The sequence below is a fragment of the Blastococcus goldschmidtiae genome (assembly GCF_031845325.1).
Lineage (GTDB): Bacteria > Actinomycetota > Actinomycetes > Mycobacteriales > Geodermatophilaceae > Blastococcus > Blastococcus goldschmidtiae.
In genome coordinates, this window is sequence record NZ_JAVREI010000008.1 from 111,509 (window position 1) to 133,643 (window position 22,135).

The following is a 22,135-nucleotide window of genomic DNA, read 5'->3' on the forward strand; positions in this document are numbered from 1 at the left end:
CGGCAGCCCCCGGCGGAAGAGGCGCGCCCCTACTGCTCCCGGCGCACCTGCGCCCGTTCCCGCTCGATGAGCTCCTTGCTCCGCACCAGCCGGATGAGGGTGACGACGAACAGCCCACCGGCCATGTTCAGCAGAACCGTGTACCAGAACCAGGCCAGCCAGTCCGCGTAGCCGAACGGGGCGCCCGCGTGCAGCGCCCCGAAGATCAGCAGCGAGTCCAGGACCGAGTGGAACAGCATCAGCCCGGCGAGCAGGAAGCCGCCGATGACCGAGGCGACGATCTTCCCGGCCTCCGAGTCCGCGCCGTGCTGCATGCGGGTCATCAGGGTGATCACGCTGCCCGCCAGGAAGGCCAGGCAGACCGTCTGCGGGTCCAGCGGCGCCTCGACGAAGTGGATCGCCGACTCCACGGCGGCCTCGGTCAGCTCGGGGAACGCCACCACGACCACCCACATCACCAGCCAGCCCCCGACCAGGTTCGCCACCAGCGTCCCGGCCCAGAGCTTGGCCAGCTGCGCCATGCTCGCCCGACCGGCGAATACCGCGGTGACCGGGACCAGGAACCCCTCCGTGAACAGCTCGCTGCGCCCGAGCATCAGCGCGATGAAGCCGATGCTGAAGGCCAGCCCGGCCAGCAGCTCGCTGCCCGTGGCCTCCAGGACCGCGAGCAGGGCCAGCACGCCCACCGCGATCTCCAGCCCGCCGGCCAGCCCGGTGGCCAGGACCTCCCGCCACCTGCGGTGCAGACGTTGCGCACCCTCGCTGACGATCGTGTCGAACGCCTCGGCGATCTCGTCCTCGGCGGGGGCGTCGGTCTCGCCGAGCTCCGCACGCTTCTGGTCCTGGTCGTCCACGGTTCTCCTTCGGATCGGACACCGGGGCCGGGATCCGGGCGGCGCGTGCTCGCGCGGGCCTACCCGGAGCGAACCCGACCCCACACCTGAGGTCGCCGGGAGCGGCCCGGACCAGCAGGATCAGCGACCGTGGACCGCGACCTGCTCGAGTACGCCGTGGAGCTGGTCGAGGAGGCCGGCGGCCTGGCGGCCCGGTGGTTCACCGTCGCGAGCCCGCGGACCGCGGCCGGCGGTGCGACACCGGTCGAGGTGGAGGTGGAGCGGCTGCTGCGCACCCGCATCGCCGCCCGGTACCCCGACGACGCGGTGCTCGGGAAGGAGTCGGAGATCTCGACCGGCACCGACGGCCGCCGCTGGGTGCTCGACCCGATCAACGGCACCAGCCTCTTCGCCCAGCGGGTGCCGACGTTCAACGTGCTGCTGTCGGTCGAGGACGCCGACGGGCCGGTCGTCGCGGTGGCCGGCTACCCGATGAGCGACGAGGTGCTCTACGCGGGCCGGGGGCTGGGGTGCTGGCACGCGCTGGCCGGCCGGCCGGTGCGCCAGGTGCGGGTCAACGACCACGCGCGGCTGCGCGGCGCCCTGGTCGAGATGCTCAACCCGCTGGCGTGGTCGGAGGAGCTGCTGCTCACCCTGCACCGCGAGCTCTACCTGCAGCCCTGGACCAAGGGCGACGTCGACCTCGCCACCGGCCTGGCCGACGCGCTGGTGATCGCCGGCGCCCCGATGGGCTACGAGGACCTCGCCGTCCTGCCCCTGCTCGTCGGCGAGGCCGGCGGCCGGGTCACCGACCTCTCCGGGCGCGATGTCCTGCGCGGCGACGGCTCGGTGCTGGCCAGCAACGGCCGGCTGCACGACGCCCTGCTGGAACTCGTCGCCGGGCTCCCGCACGGGCGCGACTTCGCCGCGCTCCGCCACGGGGACCGCTGACGCCGCACGTCCCCCGCCCCTACTTGAGGAAGGGCACCCGCTTCAGCAGCTTGAGCCCGGTGGTCATCACCGACGCGTACTTCTCCAGCGGCTGCCCGGGCATGGGGCCGATCGGCATCCCGCGCTGCACCGCCACGGTCTGCGACTCGGTGTACTTGAGGATCCCCTCGCGACCGTGCCGCCGGCCGACGCCGGAGTCCTTCATGCCACCCATCGGCGCGTCGTGCGAGGCCCAGGCGGCGGCGTAGCCCTCGTTGACGTTGACGGTGCCGGCCTGCACGCGGGTCGCCAGCTCGGCGCCGCGCCGCGGGCTGGTCCAGATGCTGGCGTTGAGGCCGTAGTCGGTGTCGTTGGCCCGGCGCACCGCCTCGTCGGCGTCGGCGACCCGCGTCACCGCGACCACCGGCCCGAAGGTCTCGTCCCGGGCCAGCTCCATCTCGTCGGTCACGCCCTCGAGCACCGTCGGCTCGTAGAACAGCGGGCCCAGTTCCGGCCTCGGCTTGCCGCCGGCGAGCACGCGCGCGCCCTTGGTGACGGCGTCGTCGACGTGCCGGGTGACGACGTCGAGCTGGTCGGAGCTGACCAGCGAGCCCATGTCGGCGTCCCAGTCCAGCCCCGCGCCCAGCGTCATCCTCTGCACCCGCTCGGCGAACGCGGGGACGAACCGGTCGTAGATCGGGTCCTCGACGTACATCCGCTCCACGCTGATGCACAGCTGGCCGGAGTTGGAGAAGCAGGCCCGGATCGCGCCCTCGACCGCCTTGTCCAGGTCGGCGTCGGCCAGCACGATCATCGGGTTCTTGCCGCCGAGCTCGGCGGAGAAACCGATCAGCCGGCGCGCGCACTGCTCGGCGACGATCCGGCCGGTCGCGGTGGACCCGGTGAACATCAGGTACTCGACGCCTTCGATCAGCGGCGTCCCGAGCACCTTGCCCGCGCCGGTGACCACCTGCAGCAGGTCGCGAGGCAGGCCGGCCTCGAAGAGCAGCTCGACGGCGATCAGCGCGGTGAACGGCGTCTGGGCGTCGGGCTTGAGCACGATGCCGTTGCCCGCCAGCAGCGCGGGGATGGCGTCGGACACCGCGAGGGTCAGCGGGTAGTTCCACGGGCTGATGACGCCGACCAGGCCCTTGGGGTGGTGGTGCTCGACGGTGCGGGTCAGCACCGGCAGCGCGCCCTGCCTGCGGGTCGGGCGGAGGTGCTTCGCCGCGGTGTTCGCGTAGTACCGCGCGGTCATGGCGACGTCGGCCAGCTCCTCGAAGGCGGCGATCCGGTTCTTGCCGGTCTCGACCTGCGTGATGTCGAGGATCTGCTCCTGCCGCTCGAGGACGAGGTCGTGGTACCGGAGCATCACCGCGCGCCGCTCGGCCAGGGGACGCGCGGCCCACGCCACCTGCGCCGGCCGCGCCCGGCGCTGCGCCTCCGCGACGTCCTCGGCGGTGCAGGTGGGCACCTCGCCGATGAGCGCGCCGGTGAACGGTGCGTGCGACGCCTGCCGTGGGCGCCCCGGTGCTGCGGTGACCAACGCCGACAGGCGGGACACCAGCTCCGGGTCGAGGGCCGGGGACGGGTGCGGGGCGGTCGTCGTCATGCCGTCACGATGCCGCAGGTCAGGCCGGTCCGCCGCTGGGGCCGAAGCGCTCCACCCGGATCGACGACGCCGGCCGGCCCGATGCCACGAGCAGCTGGGTGGCCGCCTCCGCGAAGGACGCCGAGCCGCACACGTAGACGGTCTGCTCCGGCTCCCACAGCGGGAGCAGCTCCTCGGCAGCCAGCCGGCCGGCCGGGCGGATGCCGCGCTGCTCGCGACTGAGGGCGATCAGCGCACCGGCCGCGGCCAGCTCGTCGGCGTAGGGCAGCTGGGCCAGGGTGCGCGCGGAGACGGCGATCCGCAGCAGGTCCTCGCGACCGATCGCGCGGGCGTGCCGCAGCATCGACACGAACGGGACGACGCCGGAGCCGCCGGCGACCAGCAGCGCGGGGGTCTCGCCGTCCCACACGAACCAGCCCCCGATCGGCCCGCGCACCTCCAGCTCGTCGCCGGGCTCGACGACGTCGGCGAGGTAGGTCGACACCTCGCCGTCGTCCAGCCGCTCGACGAACAGCTCGACCAGCGGATCGCCGGGGGCCGACGCCACCGAGTACGAGCGCTGGGCGGTGTAGCCGTCCTCGGCGGTCAGCCGCACGACGTAGTGCTGGCCGGGCAGGTGGTCCACCCGGTCGTGCACGTCCAGCCGCAGTTCGACCGAGCGCTGGATCGGGCGCCGCACGCCCGCGACCGTCGCCGTCCGCCAGCCGCCCGCCGGCGCCGAGGGGACTCCGGCGCCCAGCACGCCGGCGTCCTCAGTCACCCTGGTACCGCTGCTGGCGCCAGGGGTCGCCGAGGTCGTGGTACCCGTTCTGCTCCCAGAAGCCGGGCTGGTCGCGCTGGAGCAGGGTGAGCTTGCTGATCCACTTCGCGCTTTTCCAGAAGTACAGGTGCGGCACGAGCAGCCGGACCGGCCCACCGTGCTCGATCGGCAGCGGCTTCCCGTCGTACTCCCAGACGATCCACGCCTTGCCGCCCGTGACGTGCTCCAGCGGCAGGTTCGTCGTGTAGCCGGTCTTCGACGTCGCCATGACGAAGCGCGCCTCGGCCGTCGGGCGGGCGGCCTCGAGCAGGACGTCGACGCCGACCCCGGCGAACCAGGTCCCGAACTTCGACCAGGTCGTCACGCAGTGGATGTCACCGCGGTACTCCGACCCGGGCAGCGCGTGCGCCTGGTCCCAGTCCCACGTCGTCGGCGACTCGACCGCGCCGTCCACGGTGATCGACCACGTCTCCGGCGCGATCCGCGGCGTGGGCTCGGCGGTGAGGACCGGCCAGTCGGACCCGGCGTCGTACTGACCGGGTGGGAGGCGGGCATCGCGGTCGCGGCGGCGGCCCAGGAAGCCGCGGGTGGGTCCAGGCATGCGGCCCACTCTTCCCCATCGGGCGGGCGGCAGGAACCGGCCCGGAGACGCGGTCGGTCGGGACGACCGACGGCGCTGGAACGGGCGCGGAAAGCCGGGCCGACCTCTCAGTGAACGCTGTCCGACGCGGTTAGGGAACCCTTACGAGAGGCGTGTCACCGGGGCCTGACGTGGTGGCCGGTCGCCGAAGGACTAACTTTGTGCCGTGGTGACGGTGACGGACTCGACGCAGCGCAGGGCCCCCAAGGCGGCGAAGACCACCTCGGTCTTCAAGAAGGCCGTCATGGCGATCAGCGGCATCATCCTGGTGCTCTACCTGATCGCGCACATGATCGGGAACCTCAAGGCCTACTCGGGCGAAGAGGAGTTCAACCACTACTCCGAGTGGCTGCGCACCATCGGCAACCCGGCCCTGCCGGGCGCCACCGCGCTGTGGATCATCCGGATCGTCCTGCTGGCCGCCGTCGCCGCCCACATCTGGGCCGCGGTCTCGCTGTGGCGCCAGGCGAAGCGCGCCCGTCCCTCCGGCTACGTGACCAAGAAGGCCGTGGCTCAGAGCTACGCCTCCCGGACGATGCGCTGGGGTGGCGTGATCATCGCCGCCTTCATCATCTGGCACCTGCTCGACCTGACCTGGGGCACCGTGAACAGCGCGGCCGACTCCGGGCCCTACGACAAGCTGATCGCCAGCTTCTCCAACCCGGTCTCCACCGCCTTCTACGCGATCGCCGTCATCCTCGTGGGCATGCACCTGCGCCACGGGATCTGGAGCGCCACCCAGACCCTCGGGCAGAGCAACCGCCGCCGGGAGGTGACCGTGAACTACGCCGCCACCGCCATCGCCACGGTCCTCACCCTCGGCTTCCTGCTCGTGCCCTTCTCCGTCCTCTTCGGTCTGATCGACTAAGGATCCCTAGGCATGCCTCTCGAACTCTTCACCGAAGGCGACCCGATCGCCGACACCAAGGCGCCCATGGACGTGCCGATCGGCGAGCGCTGGAGCGAGCGCAAGTTCCGCGGCCGGCTGGTCAACCCGGCCAACCGCCGCAAGCTGACGGTCATCGTCGTCGGCACCGGCCTGGCCGGTGGTTCGGCCGCCGCGACGCTCGGCGAGGCCGGCTACAACGTCAAGTCCTTCTGGTACCAGGACAGCCCGCGCCGCGCGCACAGCGTCGCCGCGCAGGGCGGGATCAACGCCGCCAAGAACTACCGCAACGACGGCGACAGCGTGCACCGGCTGTTCTACGACACGGTCAAGGGCGGCGACTTCCGGTCCCGCGAGAACAACGTGCACCGCCTCGCCGAGGTCAGCGTCAACATCATCGACCAGGCGGTCGCCCAGGGCGTGCCCTTCGCCCGCGAGTACGGCGGCCTGCTCGACAACCGGTCCTTCGGTGGCACCCAGGTGTCGCGCACCTTCTACGCCCGCGGCCAGACGGGCCAGCAGCTGCTCTACGGCGCCTACCAGGCCCTCGAGCGGCAGATCGCGGCCGGCAGCGTCGAGCAGAACGCGCGCACCGAGATGCTCGACCTGATCGTCGTCGACGGCCGCGCCCGCGGCATCGTCGCCCGCGACCTGGTCACCGGCGAGATCAGCACCCACTTCGCCGACGCCGTCGTCATCGCCAGCGGCGGGTACGGCAACGTCTTCTACCTCTCGACCAACGCCAAGGGCTCGAACACCACGGCGATCTGGCGGGCGCACAAGCGGGGCGCGTACTTCGCCAACCCCTGCTACACCCAGATCCACCCGACCTGCATCCCGGTCAAGGGCGACTACCAGTCGAAGCTGACCCTCATGTCGGAGTCGCTGCGCAACGACGGCCGAGTGTGGGTGCCCAAGGAGCGGGGTGACACCCGGGACCCCCGCGAGATCCCGGAGTCCGAGCGCGACTACTACCTCGAGCGCCTCTACCCGGCCTTCGGCAACCTGGTGCCCCGCGACATCGCTTCGCGCCAGGCGAAGAACGTCTGCGACGAGGGCCGCGGCGTCGGCCCCGGCGGGCTGGGTGTCTACCTGGACTTCGCCGAGGCGATCGAGCGGCTGGGCCGCCCGGCGGTCGAGGCCAAGTACGGCAACCTCTTCGACATGTACGCCCAGATCACGGGCGAGGACCCCTACGCGGTCCCGATGCGCATCTACCCCGCCGTGCACTACACGATGGGCGGCCTGTGGGTCGACTACGACCTGCAGTCCACGATCCCCGGCATGTTCGTGATCGGCGAGGCGAACTTCTCCGACCACGGCGCGAACCGGCTGGGCGCCAGCGCACTCATGCAGGGGCTGGCCGACGGCTACTTCGTGCTGCCGTCGACGATCAGCAGCTACCTGGCCGACGGGCCCTTCGACAAGGTCGACGACAGCCACCCGGCCGCCGTCGAGGCGCTGCGGGGCGTGCAGGAGCAGACGCAGAAGCTGCTGAGCATCAACGGCACCCGCACCCCGGCGTCCTTCCACCGGGAGCTGGGCCAGCTGATGTGGGACCTGTGCGGCATGGAGCGCACGGACGAGGGGCTGCGTAAGGCCATCGACCGCATCCGGGAGATCCGCCAGGAGTTCTGGAGCAACGTCAAGGTCAGCGGTGACTGGCACTCGTTCAACCAGACGCTCGAGCACGCCGGCCGCGTCGCCGACTTCATCGAGCTCGGCGAGCTCATGTGCGTCGACGCACTGCACCGCCGGGAGAGCTGCGGCGGGCACTTCCGGGCGGAGAGCCAGACCCCCGAGGGCGAGGCGCTGCGCGACGACGAGAACTTCGCCTACGTCGCCGCCTGGGAGTGGACGCCGGAGGGCCAGCCCCCGGTCCTCCACAAGGAAGACCTCCAGTACGAGTACGTCCACCTCGCCCAGCGGAGCTACAAGTGACAGCCACACACGAAGGCGCCATGCGCTCCAGCGTCGGCGACCCCGGCGCGGGCAAGCGCGGCATGAACCTGACGCTGCGCGTCTGGCGGCAGCAGGGGCCGACGGTCAAAGGCAAGATGGTGACCTACAAGGTCACCGACATCTCCCCCGACATGTCGTTCCTCGAGATGCTCGACGTCCTCAACGAGCAGCTGATCATGCAGGGCGACGACCCGGTCGCCTTCGACCACGACTGCCGCGAGGGCATCTGCGGCATGTGCGGTCTCATGATCAACGGGCAGGCGCACGGTCCGCAGCAGACCACCACCTGCCAGCTGCACATGCGCTCGTTCAAGGACGGCGACCAGATCGACATCGAGCCCTGGCGGGCCACGGCCTTCCCCGTGATCAAGGACCTCGCCGTCGACCGGCGCGCGTTCGACCGGATCATCCAGGCCGGTGGCTACATCAGCGTCCCGACCGGCACCGCGCCCGAGGCGCACGCCGCCCCGGTGCCGAAGAAGGACGCCGACAACGCCTTCGACGCCGCCACCTGCATCGGGTGCGGTGCCTGCGTGGCCGCCTGCCCGAACGCCTCCTCGATGCTGTTCACCGCCGCCAAGATCACCCACCTCGGGCTGCTCCCCCAGGGCCAGCCCGAGCGCGACGACCGCGTGGTCAACATGGTCGCCCAGCAGGACCGCGAGGGCTTCGGTGGCTGCACCAACATCGGCGAGTGCTCCGCGGCCTGCCCGAAGGGCATCTCGATGGAGACCATCTCCCGGCTGAACCACGACCTGCTCGGCGCCCTGCGCGCGGGGGCCCGCCCCAAGAGCTGAGACCGGCGAGCACGCGAGAGGCCCCCTCCGAGTCGATCGGAGGGGGCCTCTCGCGTGCTGCGGCGCCGGGGGCAGGGGCGCCCGCGTCCACTCCATCGGCCACCGCGCCGGGGAACTGGAGCATGCGGTCACCCGCTCTCCCCCCACGGGGTGACGGTCCGGCGGGCCGGGAGCCCTACGGGGCCGGCGCCGGCCCCTGAGCCGCGCCCGGGGCCCTGCCGCGGCGGGGCCGGCTGCCCTACGGTGCCGGGCATGGCGACCTGGGACGACATGGCCCGGATCTGCCTGGCGCTGCCGGCCACCAGCGAGGGCAACTCGCGCGGATGGCGGCAGTGGAAGGTGCGGGACAGGTCGTTCATGTGGGAGCGGCCGCTCGGGAAGAAGGACCTCGCCGAGCTGGGCGCCGCGGCCCCGGCCGGACCCGTGCTCGCCGCCTACGTCCCCGACGAGGGTGCGAAGGCCGCGCTGATCGCCGAGGAACCGGAGCTGTACTTCACGACCTCGCACTTCGACGGTTACCCGACGGTGCTGTGCCGCCTGGACCGGATGGACGAGCGGGACCTGACCGAGCTCGCGGCCGAGGCGTGGGCCTGCCGGGCGCCACGGCGGCTGCTGGCCGAGTACCCGGACCCGCCCGCGGCCGGCTCCTGAGCCGGATCAGGTCCGCGCCGGCACGATCCGCTCGATGACGTCGGCCGGCATCAGCCCGGCCTTGCCGAAGCGCCGGGCGGCCTCCAGGAACTGCGGCGAGCGCGTGCCGAGATCGACGAGCATCTCGCGGGCGGCGTCCTCCCGGCCGGCCAGTGCGGCGACCACCGCCCGCCACATCAGCTGGTCGGGCTCGGTGGCGGCATCCATGGGCCGCAGCAGCTCCAGCTCCCGGTCGGCGGTGACCGGGTCACCGTCGATGGCGAGCTGGAACGCGCGGACGACGTCCTGGTAGCGGGCGCGGGTGACCAGGAGGTCGGCGAGCGCGGTGATCGGGTCGGCGTCGTCGTCGACCCGCAGATCGACCACCATGTCGTGCCAGGGGCGTCCGGTGGTGGTCGCCCGGATCACCATGATCGCCGCCGAACGCCGGCCCCGGAAGTCGCCGCCGGCCTCCTCCCCCGCCTGCAGCGCGCTGAGCAGCCGCTCCGAGAGCAGGCCGCCGGAGCTCTCGAACCGCTCCACCATCGACTCCCACACCTGCTCGGACGCGGCCATGTTGGCCAGGGCCACGCAGGTGTCCCCCACGAGGTGGCCGGCCGCGTCGACGCACTGCCCGCCGGTGTAGGCGGCGAGGTCACCGTTGACCCCGAGGACGGCCACCTGCCGGCGCTCCGGCTGCGGGTCGACGCTGCTCAGGGCGGTGAGCACCTCCTGCGCGGTGAAGCCACCGCGCAGCAGGTCCAGCCCGACGGAGCCGTACATGGGCTCGGCCATCGACTGGGTGGCGATGACCCCGTGGCCGGGCAACGCGAAGGGCACGCTGTTGCCGACGGCGAAGGCCTGGGACTGGGTGGCCACACCCAGGTCCCCGGTCGCGGGGTCGCGGGCGACGATCGAGAAGGTCACCGGGACGGCCTGCCCGGACCGGCCGGTCGGACAAACACCGATCCCCCGTGAGAGGGCCGATCGCCGGGGATCAGGCGCGCACCGGCTCAATCGCCTGTGCCAGCAGCTCGACCGAGCGCAGCCGTCCCTCGACGGTCGAGGACTGGTGGGCGACGATCAGCTCGTCGGCGTCGGCGAACTTCCGGAAGTCCTCGACGTACTCGGCGAGCTGCCCGGGCGCGCCGACGGCGGTGTGGGTGAGCATCGCGTCCACGTGGTGCCCGGCCCCCTGCGCCAGCAGCTGGTCGGCCTGCTCGTCGGTCAGCGACCGGCCCTGGCCGAAGAACGCGACGGCGCGGCTGCGCCGGACGGCCCGGAGCTGCTCGCGGGCCGCGTCCTCGGTGTCGGCGGCGACGACGTTCATGCCGGCGATGACATGGGGGCTGTCCAGCTGCTCGGACGGCGTGAACTCCCGGCGGTAGACCTCGACCGCCGGCCGGAGCATGTCGGGCGCGAAGTGCGAGGCGAACGCGAAGGGCAGGCCGAGCGCGGCGGCCAGCGTCGCGCCGAACATGGAGGAGCCGAGGATGTAGAGGGGAACGCGCGAGCCCTTGCCCGGGATCGCGTCGACGCCGGCCACCCGGGTCTCGCCGGCCAGATAGGCCTGCAGCTCCAGCACGTCCTGCGGGAAGCGGTCGGCGGAGTCCGGACGGCGGCGCAGGGCGTACATGGTGTTCTGGTCGCTGCCCGGCGCACGGCCCAGGCCGAGGTCGATCCGGCCGGGGTACATCGCGTCGAGGGTGCCGAACTGCTCGGCGATGGTCAGCGGCGAGTGGTTGGGCAGCATGACGCCGCCGGCGCCGAGCCGGATCGTGCGGGTGTGGGCGCCGACGTGCGAGATGAGGACGCTGGTGGCCGACGACGCGATCCGGGGCATGTTGTGGTGCTCGGCGTACCAGACGCGCTCGTAGCCGTGCTCCTCCGCCCGCTGGGCGAGGGCGACGCTGGCGGCGATGCTGCTGGACGCGGTCTCGCCGCGGTTGATCGGCGCCAGGTCGAGGACGGACAGCGGGATGCGCATGGAGAGGTGCCCTTCACGTCGGTTGTCCTGCGCAACCCCGCCGCAGCGCGGAGGCTTCCCGCGGCCTCCGGCGGCGTGATGTCAGCGGCTCTGCAGCGCGTCCAGCGCCACCGCCATCGCGGCGGCCACGCGGAAGTCCAGCCGCGGGTCGGGCACGGTGACGTCGTACCGGTCGCGGACGGCCTTCTGGCGCTCGCTCACCAGGACCGGCGCGCCGGTGGTGGAGTCGGTGAAGTCGAAGTGGAAGACGAAGGGCACCGGCAGGCTGCCGGCGTACGGGACCGCCCCCCAGGCCCGGCGCACGACGGCGAGGACCGGCCGGCGCTCCCGCCCGACCGCCTCGAGCCCCGGGGCCGACAGCTCCCAGGTCGACCGGAGCAGGCTCGCAGCGAACCTCTTGCTGAAGCTGCCGAGCACCCGGCCGTACTCGTCGAGCACGTCGTGCCGGGCGTGCACGTCGAGCCGCTGCCGCGCCTTGAACGAGAAGACGGCCTGGCTCCTGGACTCGTCGGAGTAGAAGACCACCTCCTCCTTGAGCTTCATCCGCCGCTGCTGGGCCAGCGCCAGCAGCGCGCCCGGGGCCCCGTCGGGGTCGGCGGCGAGGATCTCGTACCGGTTCACCATCGGCGTGATCCGCTGGGTGACGAAGAATCTCGGCACCACCATCGGCGCCGGCGACGACGAGGCCGGGGGCATGCTCACGCGGATCTCCTTGCGGTTGCGGGGAACGGATGGTCCTGGCGGTCAGCATGGCAGTGGGAGGCAACGGATCCATCTCCACCGGATGTTCGGTGCACCGTCATCCGACCGTCATCTCGGGTCGCCACTCTTCTGACATGACAGCGAGCCTCTTCGTGACCGGTACGCCCGTGGTGTGGAGCGGTCGCGACCCGTGGGATGCCGAGGCGCCAGGTCCCGACCTGGTGCACGCCGTGGCCAAGCCCGCGGTCGACGGCCTGGAGTCCTCGGTCTGCGGCCTGCTGGTCACCGCCACCGCGGACCGGGACTGGTCCGCCGATCCGGCCACGGCCCGTTGCGCGGAGTGCGCCCGCATCGCCGATCACACGGGCGGCGGCGTCGCCCGGTAACCGTTGACGGCGGCGTGGAGGCGCCGGGCCAGCCGCTCGAGCGGGCTGAGCGCCTCGTCGGGCCCGTCATCGGCGGGCGGGGGCAGGAGCACCCAGAGCAGCAGGTAGAGCAGGACCCCGCTGCCGCCCACGAGCGTCAGGCCCACGAACCCCACGCGCCAGAGGACGGCGTCGACACCGATGTGCTCGGCGAGGCCACCGCAGACCCCGCCTGCCATCCGCTCGGTGCCGCTGCGCCGGGCCTCCGGTCGAGGGCCGGGCGGCGGGGTGCGGTGGTCGGCGGGCGAGGCGGTGGACGCGGCATCGGTCATGGGCACAGCCTGCCGACGGCGGGGCCCGCGAACCATCCGGTGACGCCCGGATCCGTCCCTGATCCCGGGGTCAGGGTGCGCCCCTGGCCCGGGTGGTCGCGGAGCCGACACGCCGCCGCACGCGGACGTACCGTCGAGACGTGACTGAGCTTGCGGCACCGACAGTCGACCTCGACGACCGCTTCGCCCGCGCGTTGCCGGAGATGGCCGTGCCGTGGCAGGCCGAGGAGGCACCCGATCCGCGGCTGCTCGCGCTGAACGAGCCGCTGGCCGCCGAGCTCGGGCTCGACGCCGCCGCGCTGCGCACGCCCGAGGGCCTGCGCCTGCTGGTCGGCACGGCGGTCCCCGACGGCGCGCGGCCGGTCGCCCAGGCCTACTCCGGCCACCAGTTCGGCGGCTTCACCCCGCGGCTGGGCGACGGCCGGGCGCTGCTGCTCGGCGAGCTGGTCGATCCCGCAGGCCGGCTGCGTGACCTGCACCTGAAGGGCTCCGGGCGCACGCCGTTCGCCCGCGGCGGCGACGGGCTGGCCGCGGTGGGCCCGATGCTGCGCGAGTACGTCGTCAGCGAGGCGATGCACGCCCTCGGCATCCCCACCGCCCGCGCCCTCGCCGTGGTGGCGACCGGCCGCCGGGTCCGCCGCGAGACCCTCCTGCCTGGCGCCGTCCTGGCCCGGGTGGCGAGCAGCCACCTCCGGGTCGGCAGCTTCCAGTACGCCCGCGCCACCGACGACGTCGACCTGCTGCGTCGCCTGGCCGACGTCGCGATCGAGCGGCACCACGGGGATGTCGCCGGAGCGGAGAACCGCTACCTCGCGCTGTTCGAGGCGGTGCTCGACGTCCAGGCGACGCTGGTGGCGCGGTGGATGCTGGTCGGCTTCATCCACGGCGTGATGAACACCGACAACATGACGATCTCCGGCGAGACGATCGACTACGGCCCGTGCGCCTTCATGGAGGCCTACGACCCCGACACCGTCTACAGCTCCATCGACGAGGGCGGCCGGTACCGCTACGGCAACCAGCCGCTCGCGGCGGAGTGGAACCTGGCCCGGCTGGCCGAGGCCCTGCTCCCGCTGCTCTCCGACGATCCGGAGCAGGCCGTCGCGCTCGCGGTCGAGTCGCTGAAGACGTTCCGCCCGCGGTACGACGCCGCCCTCGCCGACGGGATGCGGGCCAAGCTGGGACTGCCCGCTGACGCCGACGAGGCCCTCGTGACGAGCCTGGTCGAGGACCTGCTCCCCCTGCTGCAGGCCGACCACGTCGACTGGACATCGTTCTTCCGCCGGCTCGCCGACGCCGCCCGCGGGGACGCCGAGCCCGTGCGGCTGCTGTTCCTGGACCTCGCGGGGATCGACGGCTGGCTGGCGCGCTGGCGGGTCATGGGGCCCGACGCGGAGGCGATGGACCGGGTGAACCCGGTGTACATCCCGCGCAACCACCTGGTGGAGGAGGCGCTCGACGCCGCGACCGCCGGGGACGGAACGCTGGTCGAGGAGCTGCTGGAGGTCCTCGCCGCGCCGTTCGACGCGCGTCCGGACCACGAGCGGTACGCCGAACCGGCACCCCGCGACTTCGGCGCCAGCTTCCGGACCTTCTGCGGAACCTGACGCCCGCCCACGCCGGATGGGTGGTGCTGGCGTGACCACCGGCGCGGTCGGGGCCTCAGGGGAACGACGGAGGACGCGTGACCGGCTGACGGGGCCTGCGGAGCGCCACGTGCGCCGATGACAAGGGATATTGGTGGGCCGGGCAGGCATCCGCTCCCGGGAGGACCGAGAGCGACGGGGGTACGTGATGACGAGCGCCACTGCTCCGGTCGACCCACGTCGCTTCGCTGCCGGCACCGCAGGAGGCGACGAGGCACCTGCCCGGGAGCCGCACTTCCGACCCGACATCCAAGGCCTCCGTGCGGTGGCCGTCGGCCTCGTCGTCGCCGACCACGTGCTGGGGTGGCCCGCGGGTGGGTTCATCGGCGTCGACGTCTTCTTCGTCATCTCGGGCTTCCTCATCACGAGCCTGCTGGTGCGCGAGCGCTCGAGGACGGGCCGGATCTCGTTCCGGGCCTTCTACGCCCGGCGCGCGCGGCGGCTGCTCCCCGCTGCCCTCCTGACCCTGGCGGCCACGACCGCGGCCGCCTGGTTCCTCTTCCTCAGCGGCCGGTTCCAGGAGACAGTCCACGACGTCGTGTGGGCGGCGCTGTTCAGCGCCAACATCAAGTTCGCGCGGGACGGGACCGACTACTTCGAGGCGGCCTCGGCGCCGTCGCTCGTGCAGCACTTCTGGTCCCTGGCCGTGGAGGAGCAGTTCTACCTCGTCTGGCCGGCCCTGATCCTGCTCGCCTTCGCCGCCGCCACGGTGGGCCGTCGCGCGCGTCCCGGCGGTGGCTTCCGGCGCTTCCCCGCGGCCGCGCTGTGCGTCCTGCTGGGTGCGGTCACCGCGGCCTCCTTCGCCTGGTCGCTGCACGCGACCGCCGCCTCACCCGTGACCGCCTACTTCTCCACCTTCACGCGCGCCTGGGAGCTGGGGGTGGGTGCGCTCGTCGCGGTGGTGGCGACGCAGCTCCAGCGCCTCCCGTCCCTGCCCGCCGCGGTGCTCGCCTGGAGCGGTCTGGCGTTCGTCCTCGCCGCGGCGTTCACCATCGACGAGGGGACCGCCTTCCCGGGCGGCGCCGCTGCGCTACCCGTCCTGGGGGCCGCGCTGCTGCTCGCGTGGGGCGGTGCACCCGGTGGCCCGGGCGCGCAGTTCGCGCTGGGCAGCACGCCGGCAGGCTTCCTCGGCGCCATCTCCTACTCGCTGTACCTGTGGCACTGGCCGGTGCTGATCATCGCGGGGACGCTCCTCACCCCCGATTCGGTGATCGTCCACGCCGGTGTCATCGCCACGTCGCTGGTGCTGGCGACCGTGTCCTTCTACTGCGTCGAGCAACCGGTCCTGCACACCAACTGGTTGCTCCCCTCACACCGGTCGGTCGACGCCGCCCGAGCCCGACCGGTCTTCGTACGGGCCCGGAATGTCGGCCTGGCAGCCGCTGCCGCGGCGTTGCTCGGGGTGGGCGCGGTCGCCGTCGGTCCGTGGAGCGACAGCGGGAACGCCCGGGCCGCCGCCGCCGACGCCGTCGCGGCGGCCAACCGGACCGCCGCCGCTCAGGGCATGCCGTCACTCACACCGCTGCAGCAGGACATCCAGGCCGCGACCCTCGCCACCGAGTGGCCGGAGGACCTCGAGCCGGGTCTCGACGAGCTCCCCGGCTACCTGTCCGAGCAATGGGGGCAGGGGTGCCTGCACGTCACCGAGGACAACGTCGGGAAGTGCCTCTACGGCGACCCGGACGCCGAGCAGTCCGCCGTCGTGCTCGGCGACTCCTTCGCCGCGGCCTGGCTGCCGGGGCTCCGGCAGGAGCTGGTCGGGAAGGGGTGGTCGGTGCAGAGCCTGACCTACGGCGTCTGCCCCAACATCACCGCGCCGACCCTCTACGGCGGCCAGACCTTCACCGACTGCATCGAGCACCGGGACTGGGCGATCGAGCACATCGTCTCCCGCCCGCCGACCCTGGTGGTGCTGAGTCACTCCTGGCGGGCGAACCTGCGGCCCGGCGCGGACGTGGGCGCGACCTACCGCGGTGGGCTCGAGGAGGTGGTGCGGACGGTCCAGGCCTCCGGCGCGAAGGTGGTCATCCTGGGCGCACCGCCGGGTGCCGACAGTCTCCTCACCTGCCCGACGAGCCTGAACGGCCCGGACGACTGCCTTCGCGGGCCTGCGGACACCTTCGCGTCGCAGATGGCGAGCGAGCAGGAGGTCGCCGCCGCGACCGGGGTGCGGGCCATCGACCCGGAGCAGTGGTTCTGCAGCGGAGGTCGCTGCCCGACCATCGTGGGCAGGACCCCCGTGTACGCCGATGGCCTGCACCTCACGGCCGAGTACTCCGAGCGCATCGGACCCGACGTCGTCGCGGCCATCCTCCAGCCGTGAGCGACCTCGCGCCGGGATACCTTCTGGGTCCACCTACGAGCACAGGGATGGTCATGCGCCGCTCGGTTCTTCCCGCCTTCGCACTGGCGCTCACGCTGACCGCCTGCGGTTTCAGCGGCGCCGCGGACGGGGATGCCGCCGGTCCGGAGCCCGCGGGGCCGTCGGCGAGCGACGCCCCCGCCGAGCCAGGGACCGAGGAGCGCGAGGCGGAGCTCAACGAGCGGGGCAACGTCCTGATGGGGATCGGCGAGGAGGCTCCCATCCGCCCGTCGCTCGACCCGGACGAGCCGCCGGTGCTGACGCTGAGCGTCGAGGAGGTGATTGTCGACCCGGTCTGCGAAGAGGACTTCGAGGAGCCGCCCGAGAACGGCCACTACGTGGCGTTCCGCCTGAGCGCGGAGTCGACGCCGACGTTCGACCCGCGGGTGATCACGACCATCGCCGACTACGACTTCCGCGTCATCGGGCCCGACGGCAGCACCTACGACCCGGTCACCCCCGAGGCGCGCGGCTGCTTCGGTCCGCCACTGCAGATCCGCAACATGCGGATCGGCGCGGACCACGAGTACCGGGGGTGGATGGTGGTCGACGTGCCGGTCACCAGCGGCTCCCTGGTCTACGCGCCCGGTGACGGTCCGAACGGATGGGAATGGCAGTTCTGACCCGGGGCTGACACCCGGTCCCACCGCGCGCGATCCGCTCCGGGTGGGCAGGCTCGTCGGGTGGACAGTCGCGAAGTACTGATCGTCGGGGCCGGCAATGCCGGCATCTCGCTGGCTGCGCGGCTCCTCCGCGACGGCGTCCGGGGGGTCGCGGTCGTCGCCGCCCAGCCCGTGCACCGCTACAAGCCGCTGCTCAACTACGTGGCCGCGGGCGAGGCGACCATGGCCGATCTCGAACGGCCGATGGCGGACGTCGTCCCCGAGGGCTGCGAGTGGGTCCGCGACAGCGTGGTGGCGGTCGACCCGGCGGCGATGATCGTCCGGACCCGCTCGGGACGCACGCTGCACGCCGCGACGCTGGTTCTCTGCCCCGGCCTGGAGGAGGACTGGGACGCCACCCCGGGGCTGCAGGCCGCCTACGCCGACGGGTGGGCGGCGTCGTCCTACGTGCCGGGCAGCACGCCCACGGTCTGGCCGCGGCTGACCTCGCTGCGCAGCGGCTCGGTCGTCTTCACCGTGCCTCCGGAACCCGCGTCGTGCGGACCCACCGCGCTCAAGCCGCTGCTCATGGCCTGCGACCACTGGCGGCGGTCCGGCACGCTGGGTGCCCTCCAGGTCCGGCTCCTCCTGCCGGCCGCGACCGCGACCGGGCTGCCGCGGGCCGACGAGGTGCTGGAGCACGCCTTCGCCGACTACGGCATCGAGGTGCTGCGCGAGGCCCACGTGGAGCGGGTCGACGCCGACGCCCACGCCCTCGCGGTCGTCTCGTCCACCGGTCAGCAGGTGCTCGAGGACGTCGCCTTCGCCCACGCGGTGCCCCACTACCGCGCGCCGAAGTGGATCGCCGACGCCGGCCTCGCCACCGATCCGGCGCCGGGACTGGTCGACATCGATCCGCACACGCTGCGCTCCCGTCGTGCCGAGTCGATCTGGGCGATCGGCGACGCCGCGGACGCGGACACCCGTCCCTCGGGGGGCGCGCTGCGCAAGCAGGTCGACGTCCTGGCGCAGAACCTGGCCGCGGCCCGCGACGGGAAGCCGCTGAAGCGGTACGACGGCTACACCGTCATGCCCATCACCGTGAGCCGGCGGAGGCTGGCGCTCAACGAGGTCGACCGCAACGGCGAGGCGAGCCCGTCGGTGCCGTTCATCGACCCGTTCGTCCCCCGCCGCGCGGCCTGGCTGTTCGACCGCTACGGGCTCCCGCAGGTCTACTTCCGCCGCATCCTCCGCGGCCGCGTCTGAGCCGACCCCCGGCTCGTCGGCCGGCCGCGGGGCCGGTTCTTTCGGCATACTCCGGTCCACCGCACCCTCGAGGTGCTCGTCGGGCGGGGACACGGGGGCGTGCCGCCGGACGATCGGTCGTCGGAGCGCGGGCTCCACCGTGTCGACGGTCCCCGGAGACGAGCGCGACCGTGAGCACTCCCGAGCCGACCGGGCTTCCGTCCGCTCCCGCGCCCGGCCGTCGCGCGTTCCTGCTGCTGGCTGCCGCGGGCCTCGCGACGGCCTGCGCGCCGTCGGGCCGGGCGCCGGTGGCGAGCGAGCCGGCGCGTACGAGCACAGCCGTCGCCCCACCGAGCGGGCCGTCCGAGCCGGCGCCGGGCAGGTCGGGAGGTCCGACGCGCGACGACGTCGTGGCCCGGTACGCGGGGGTGGCGCCGACCGCCTTCGGGCTGCACGTCCCCGGCGTCGTGACCCGGCTGCCGACGCAGGAACGCGTCATCGCGCTGACGTTCGACGCGTGCGGCGGCGCCCGCGGCAGCGGCTACGACGGCGCGCTCATCGAGACCCTGCGGTCGACCGGGACGCCGGCCACGCTGTTCCTGAACCAGCGGTGGATCCTCGCCCATCCCGACCTCGCCGCGGCCCTGGCCGTCGATCCGCTGTTCGAGCTGGCCAACCACGGCACGGCCCACCTGCCGCTGTCGGTGCGGGGCACCGCGGCGTACGGGATCCCCGGCACCGCGGGGCCCGGTGAGGTCTTCGACGAGGTCTCCGGGAACCGGCTGACCCTGACCGAGCTGACCGGCGCACCCCCGCGCTTCTTCCGGTCCGGGACGGCGCACTACGACGACGTCGCGGTCCGGATCGCCCGCGACATCGGCGAGACGGTGGTGAACTTCGACGTCAACGGCGATGCCGGCGCGACGTTCGGTGCGGAGCAGGTGACCGCCGCGCTGCGGTCGGCCTCCGCGGGCTCGATCGTGATCGGGCACATGAACCAGCCCACCGGCGGCACCGCGGCCGGGGTGGCGGCCGCGGTCCCCCGGCTGACCGCGGCCGGATTCCGGTTCGTGCGGCTGTCGGACCAGCTGTAGTCCCGACTGTTGGTGGTGCCCTCTCCTCCTGTGCGCGCGGCGCTCGCCCCCGGGTCATGTCGCGGCCGGAGCCTCGTGGTGCCCGAACGTCGACCGTCCCAGGAGGAAGCCATGACCACGCCCTCAGCCAAGAACCGGACCGCGACCGACACTGCTGCCGACGGCGCGGAGCGCCCCGCGGACGCCGGCACGCAGCCCACGACCGGAGCCGCGACCGGCGGTCCCACCGAGATGGAGGAGCTCGCGCGCACCCGCGACGAGGCGGAGGACCGGGCCCGGGAGCTGCTGGCCGCGCAGGTGCTGCAGGAGTCCCGGAACGGCTCGCACGACGAGCGGGCCCGCCAGCTCGTCCTCGCCGTCCGCCGTGACCTGCTCGTGGAGCTACGCGAGCAGGAGCAGGAGCAGGCCCGGCGTCAGCTCGCCTCGGCGGCCGACAGCAGCGAGGACGCCGTCGCGGGTCTCGTGCAGGGCGTGACGACGATCGTGCGCAGCCTGGTGCCGGCCGTGCTCGTCCGCCCGGAGGAGGTCATCGAGACGACGTACGCGCTGGCCGACCAGAGCCTGCGCGTGACCCGCCGTCTCGCCCTCGTGATTGCCCAGAGCATGCGCAGCCTCGTCACCGCCTGACGGAGTCGCGAGGCAGGCCCGGGTGGCCGCTGGAGCACGAGCCCGGCGGTCACCCGGACGTCTCCTGGGGGCGGTTGTCACACCGTCGGACCGGCCGGTGTCTCCATGTCGACAGCACGACACGACGTGGAGGTGGACATGGCGAGCAGCACACGGGTACCCGCGACCGAGATCACCGGCATCTACGGGACCCTGCTGAAGACGATGAGCCGCAAGATGCTGGGCCAGGTGCCGGACGCCGCGGGAGTGATGTGGCACTACCCGGCCCTGCTCAAGGACCTGATGAAGTTCGGCCGCAGGAGCGAGTCGTGGAACCGGCTGGACCCGAATCTGGCCTCGCTGGCCACCATGGCCGCGGCGGCCGAGGTCGGCTGCAGCTTCTGCCTCGACTTGCACTACTTCATGAGGCACAACCGCGGGCTCGACGAGGCCAAGGCGCGGGAGGTTCCGCGGTGGCGGGAGTCCACCGTCTTCACCTCCCTGGAGCGGCAGGTCATGGAGTACGCCGAGGCGATGTGCCGGACCCCGCTGACCGTGACCGACGAGATGTCGGCGACCCTGCTCGACGCGCTGCGGGCGCCCGCGCTGCTGGAGCTGACTGCCAGGATCGGCGCGATGAACCTCACCGGGCGGTCCAACGTCGCCCTCGGCATCCGCTCGCAGGAGTTCGCGGCCTCCTGCGGCCTGCCGCCGCTGGCGGCCGCCTCGACGGACGGCGTCGCCTCGGCATGACCGACGATCCGTTCGACGACCCCTTCACGGCCCACCGTGGCCTGCTCTTCACCGTCGCCTACGAGATGCTCGGCTCGGCCGCCGACGCCGACGACGTGGTGCAGGAGACCTGGCTGCGGTGGGCCGAGGTGGACCGGGCAACCGTGCGGGAGCCGCGGGCCTACCTGGTGCGGGTCGTCACCCGCCAGGCGCTCAACCGGCTGCGCACGGTGTCCCGACGCCGCGAGGACTACGTCGGCGAGTGGCTGCCCGAGCCACTGCTCACCAGCCCGGACGTCGCCGACGACGTCGAACTGGCGGAGAGCGTGTCGATCGCCATGCTCACGGTGCTGGAGACGTTAGGGCCGACCGAGCGCGCCGTCCTGGTGCTGCACGAGGTGTTCGACGTGCCGTACGACGAGATCGCCGAGGCCGTGGGCAAGTCACCCGCAGCGGTCCGGCAGATCGCGCACCGGGCGCGCGAGCACGTGTCCGCGCGTCGCCCACGGACGGCGGTGAGCCGGACCGAGCAGCAGGAGGTCGTCGACCGGTTCCTCACCGCCGTCACAGCGGGCGATCTCCAGGGACTGCTGGACGTGCTCGCGCCCGACGTCATCGTGATCGCCGATGGCGGAGGCCTGGCGCCCGCCGCCCGGCGCCCGTTCGCCGGCCGGGAGCGGGTGGCGAACGCACTGTCCCGGTTCGCGGAGTTGGCGCCCGGTGTCGAGATCACCACGCCGCTGCTCAACGGCGCGGTCGCCGCCCGGATCGACGCGGGCGGCGAGTTCGACACGGCGATCACCTTCGTGGTCGAGGACGGCCGGATCAGCCGCATGTACGCCATCCGGAACCCGCACAAGCTGGGCCGGCTCGACGAGGTGGCCGAGCTGCGGCGGTGACGGCCTTCGCCCGACACGTCACCGAGGCCCGGTGCGCGCCGAGGCGGCGCCTTGCTACCGCTGCTCAGCCCTACGCTGCCGGGCGTGACCGCTGATCGGCCGGCACGGGTGGAGGACGTCCACGAGCTCGCCCTGGCGCTCCCGCACGTAACCGTCGTCCGCGGGGGACGCGGCAACGCCGTGTACCAGGTCGGTGGGAGGTCCTTCGTCTTCTTCCGCACCCCGCGGCCGGACGCCGTGGACACCCGGACCGGGGAGAGGCTGCCCGATGTCATCGTCTTCTGGGTCGAGTCCGAGGCCGACAAGCTGGCCCTGGTGCAGGACCCGACGACGCCGTTCTTCACGACCCCGCACTTCGACGGGCACGACTCGGTGCTGGTGCAGGCCGGCCGGCTCGGCGAGATCACCAGGCAGGAGCTGGCCGAACTGGTGGAGGATGCCTGGCTCGCCCAGGCGTCCGCCCGCAGGAGGGCGGCCTGGCTGGCGGAGTAGCGCTGTGCCGACCTCCGCCTC

General features: G+C 72.9%; 23 protein-coding genes. 15 read left to right on the top strand and 8 right to left on the bottom strand.

Translation table 11 applies throughout. The annotated features are described in order from the left end of the window. Positions 1 to 29: 29 nt before the first annotated feature. Positions 30 to 854: a formate/nitrite transporter family protein gene (locus RM425_RS12975; protein ID WP_311345630.1), complete on the bottom strand. Its 825-nt coding sequence runs from the start codon at positions 852 to 854 to the stop codon at positions 30 to 32. A 129-nt stretch (positions 855 to 983) separates the two neighbouring features. Here RM425_RS12975 and RM425_RS12980 point away from each other — a divergent pair, with 129 nt between their 5' ends. After that, positions 984 to 1,784, top strand: a complete 801-nt coding sequence (locus RM425_RS12980) for an inositol monophosphatase family protein (protein ID WP_311345631.1) — start codon at positions 984 to 986, stop codon at positions 1,782 to 1,784. A gap of 19 nt (positions 1,785 to 1,803) precedes the next feature. Here the strand turns inward: RM425_RS12980 and RM425_RS12985 are convergent, their stop codons facing one another. From RM425_RS12985 to RM425_RS12995, 3 genes are read right to left on the bottom strand one after another with little or no spacing between them, the layout of a single operon-like run. Continuing rightward, on the bottom strand, positions 1,804 to 3,375 hold the full coding sequence (locus RM425_RS12985; RefSeq protein ID WP_311345632.1) for a succinic semialdehyde dehydrogenase: 1,572 nt from the start codon (positions 3,373 to 3,375) through the stop codon (positions 1,804 to 1,806). Between the two features lie 19 nt (positions 3,376 to 3,394). Then, entirely contained in the window at positions 3,395 to 4,135 is a 741-nt protein-coding gene (locus RM425_RS12990; RefSeq protein ID WP_311345633.1) for an FAD-binding oxidoreductase, read from the bottom strand. After that, complete coding sequence (locus tag RM425_RS12995) at positions 4,128 to 4,736, bottom strand: sulfite oxidase-like oxidoreductase (protein WP_311345634.1); 609 nt, start codon at positions 4,734 to 4,736, stop codon at positions 4,128 to 4,130. The genes RM425_RS12990 and RM425_RS12995 overlap by 8 nt, the downstream gene beginning before the upstream one ends. 205 nt (positions 4,737 to 4,941) lie before the next feature. On the opposite strand from RM425_RS12995, the gene RM425_RS13000 reads away from it, so the two are divergent. The 4 genes from RM425_RS13000 to RM425_RS13015 all read left to right on the top strand — a co-directional run bounded on the left by RM425_RS13000 (position 4,942) and on the right by RM425_RS13015 (position 9,071). Continuing rightward, positions 4,942 to 5,643: a succinate dehydrogenase cytochrome b subunit gene (locus RM425_RS13000; RefSeq protein ID WP_311345635.1), complete on the top strand. Its 702-nt coding sequence runs from the start codon at positions 4,942 to 4,944 to the stop codon at positions 5,641 to 5,643. A 12-nt stretch (positions 5,644 to 5,655) separates the two neighbouring features. After that, positions 5,656 to 7,602 carry a fumarate reductase/succinate dehydrogenase flavoprotein subunit gene (locus RM425_RS13005; protein ID WP_311345636.1) on the top strand — a complete coding sequence of 649 codons (1,947 nt, stop codon included), beginning with the start codon at positions 5,656 to 5,658 and terminating at the stop codon, positions 7,600 to 7,602. Between the two features lie 20 nt (positions 7,603 to 7,622). Next, the gene (locus tag RM425_RS13010; protein WP_311345637.1) at positions 7,623 to 8,420 is read left to right on the top strand and encodes a succinate dehydrogenase/fumarate reductase iron-sulfur subunit; all 798 of its coding nucleotides are present in this window, start codon (positions 7,623 to 7,625) and stop codon (positions 8,418 to 8,420) included. Between the two features lie 252 nt (positions 8,421 to 8,672). Then, on the top strand, positions 8,673 to 9,071 hold the full coding sequence (locus tag RM425_RS13015; protein ID WP_311345638.1) for an MmcQ/YjbR family DNA-binding protein: 399 nt from the start codon (positions 8,673 to 8,675) through the stop codon (positions 9,069 to 9,071). Between the two features lie 6 nt (positions 9,072 to 9,077). On the opposite strand, the gene RM425_RS13020 is transcribed toward RM425_RS13015, so the two are convergent. From RM425_RS13020 to RM425_RS13030, 3 genes are all read right to left on the bottom strand, one after another. Further along, the gene (locus tag RM425_RS13020) at positions 9,078 to 9,977 is read right to left on the bottom strand and encodes a DUF1028 domain-containing protein (RefSeq protein WP_311345639.1); all 900 of its coding nucleotides are present in this window, start codon (positions 9,975 to 9,977) and stop codon (positions 9,078 to 9,080) included. A gap of 70 nt (positions 9,978 to 10,047) precedes the next feature. Beyond that, positions 10,048 to 11,037, bottom strand: coding sequence for an LLM class flavin-dependent oxidoreductase (locus RM425_RS13025; protein WP_311345640.1), 990 nt, complete (start codon positions 11,035 to 11,037; stop codon positions 10,048 to 10,050). Between the two features lie 81 nt (positions 11,038 to 11,118). After that, positions 11,119 to 11,733: an LURP-one-related/scramblase family protein gene (locus tag RM425_RS13030; RefSeq protein WP_311345687.1), complete on the bottom strand. Its 615-nt coding sequence runs from the start codon at positions 11,731 to 11,733 to the stop codon at positions 11,119 to 11,121. Between the two features lie 140 nt (positions 11,734 to 11,873). Here RM425_RS13030 and RM425_RS13035 point away from each other — a divergent pair, with 140 nt between their 5' ends. Beyond that, positions 11,874 to 12,125, top strand: coding sequence for a hypothetical protein (locus RM425_RS13035; protein ID WP_311345641.1), 252 nt, complete (start codon positions 11,874 to 11,876; stop codon positions 12,123 to 12,125). Here RM425_RS13035 and RM425_RS13040 read toward each other — a convergent pair. Continuing rightward, entirely contained in the window at positions 12,098 to 12,436 is a 339-nt protein-coding gene (locus RM425_RS13040) for a PspC domain-containing protein (protein ID WP_311345642.1), read from the bottom strand. The genes RM425_RS13035 and RM425_RS13040 overlap by 28 nt on opposite strands. A gap of 140 nt (positions 12,437 to 12,576) precedes the next feature. On the opposite strand from RM425_RS13040, the gene RM425_RS13045 reads away from it, so the two are divergent. From RM425_RS13045 to RM425_RS13085, 9 genes are all read left to right on the top strand, one after another. Continuing rightward, entirely contained in the window at positions 12,577 to 14,043 is a 1,467-nt protein-coding gene (locus tag RM425_RS13045) for a protein adenylyltransferase SelO (RefSeq protein WP_311345643.1), read from the top strand. A 187-nt stretch (positions 14,044 to 14,230) separates the two neighbouring features. After that, on the top strand, positions 14,231 to 16,405 hold the full coding sequence (locus RM425_RS13050) for an acyltransferase family protein (protein ID WP_311345644.1): 2,175 nt from the start codon (positions 14,231 to 14,233) through the stop codon (positions 16,403 to 16,405). A 53-nt stretch (positions 16,406 to 16,458) separates the two neighbouring features. Further along, entirely contained in the window at positions 16,459 to 17,067 is a 609-nt protein-coding gene (locus tag RM425_RS13055; protein WP_311345645.1) for a hypothetical protein, read from the top strand. A gap of 60 nt (positions 17,068 to 17,127) precedes the next feature. Further along, positions 17,128 to 18,312 carry an NAD(P)/FAD-dependent oxidoreductase gene (locus tag RM425_RS13060; RefSeq protein ID WP_311345646.1) on the top strand — a complete coding sequence of 395 codons (1,185 nt, stop codon included), beginning with the start codon at positions 17,128 to 17,130 and terminating at the stop codon, positions 18,310 to 18,312. A 170-nt stretch (positions 18,313 to 18,482) separates the two neighbouring features. Then, a complete protein-coding gene (locus RM425_RS13065; RefSeq protein ID WP_311345647.1) occupies positions 18,483 to 19,385 on the top strand; it encodes a polysaccharide deacetylase family protein in 903 nt (300 codons plus the stop codon). Between the two features lie 111 nt (positions 19,386 to 19,496). Then, positions 19,497 to 20,012, top strand: coding sequence for a hypothetical protein (locus RM425_RS13070; RefSeq protein ID WP_311345648.1), 516 nt, complete (start codon positions 19,497 to 19,499; stop codon positions 20,010 to 20,012). Positions 20,013 to 20,150: 138 nt separating this feature from the next. After that, the gene (locus tag RM425_RS13075) at positions 20,151 to 20,744 is read left to right on the top strand and encodes a carboxymuconolactone decarboxylase family protein (RefSeq protein WP_311345649.1); all 594 of its coding nucleotides are present in this window, start codon (positions 20,151 to 20,153) and stop codon (positions 20,742 to 20,744) included. Continuing rightward, positions 20,741 to 21,622, top strand: a complete 882-nt coding sequence (locus RM425_RS13080; protein ID WP_311345650.1) for an RNA polymerase sigma-70 factor — start codon at positions 20,741 to 20,743, stop codon at positions 21,620 to 21,622. The genes RM425_RS13075 and RM425_RS13080 overlap by 4 nt, the downstream gene beginning before the upstream one ends. 84 nt (positions 21,623 to 21,706) lie before the next feature. After that, positions 21,707 to 22,114, top strand: a complete 408-nt coding sequence (locus RM425_RS13085; protein ID WP_311345651.1) for an MmcQ/YjbR family DNA-binding protein — start codon at positions 21,707 to 21,709, stop codon at positions 22,112 to 22,114. Positions 22,115 to 22,135: the final 21 nt, after the last annotated feature.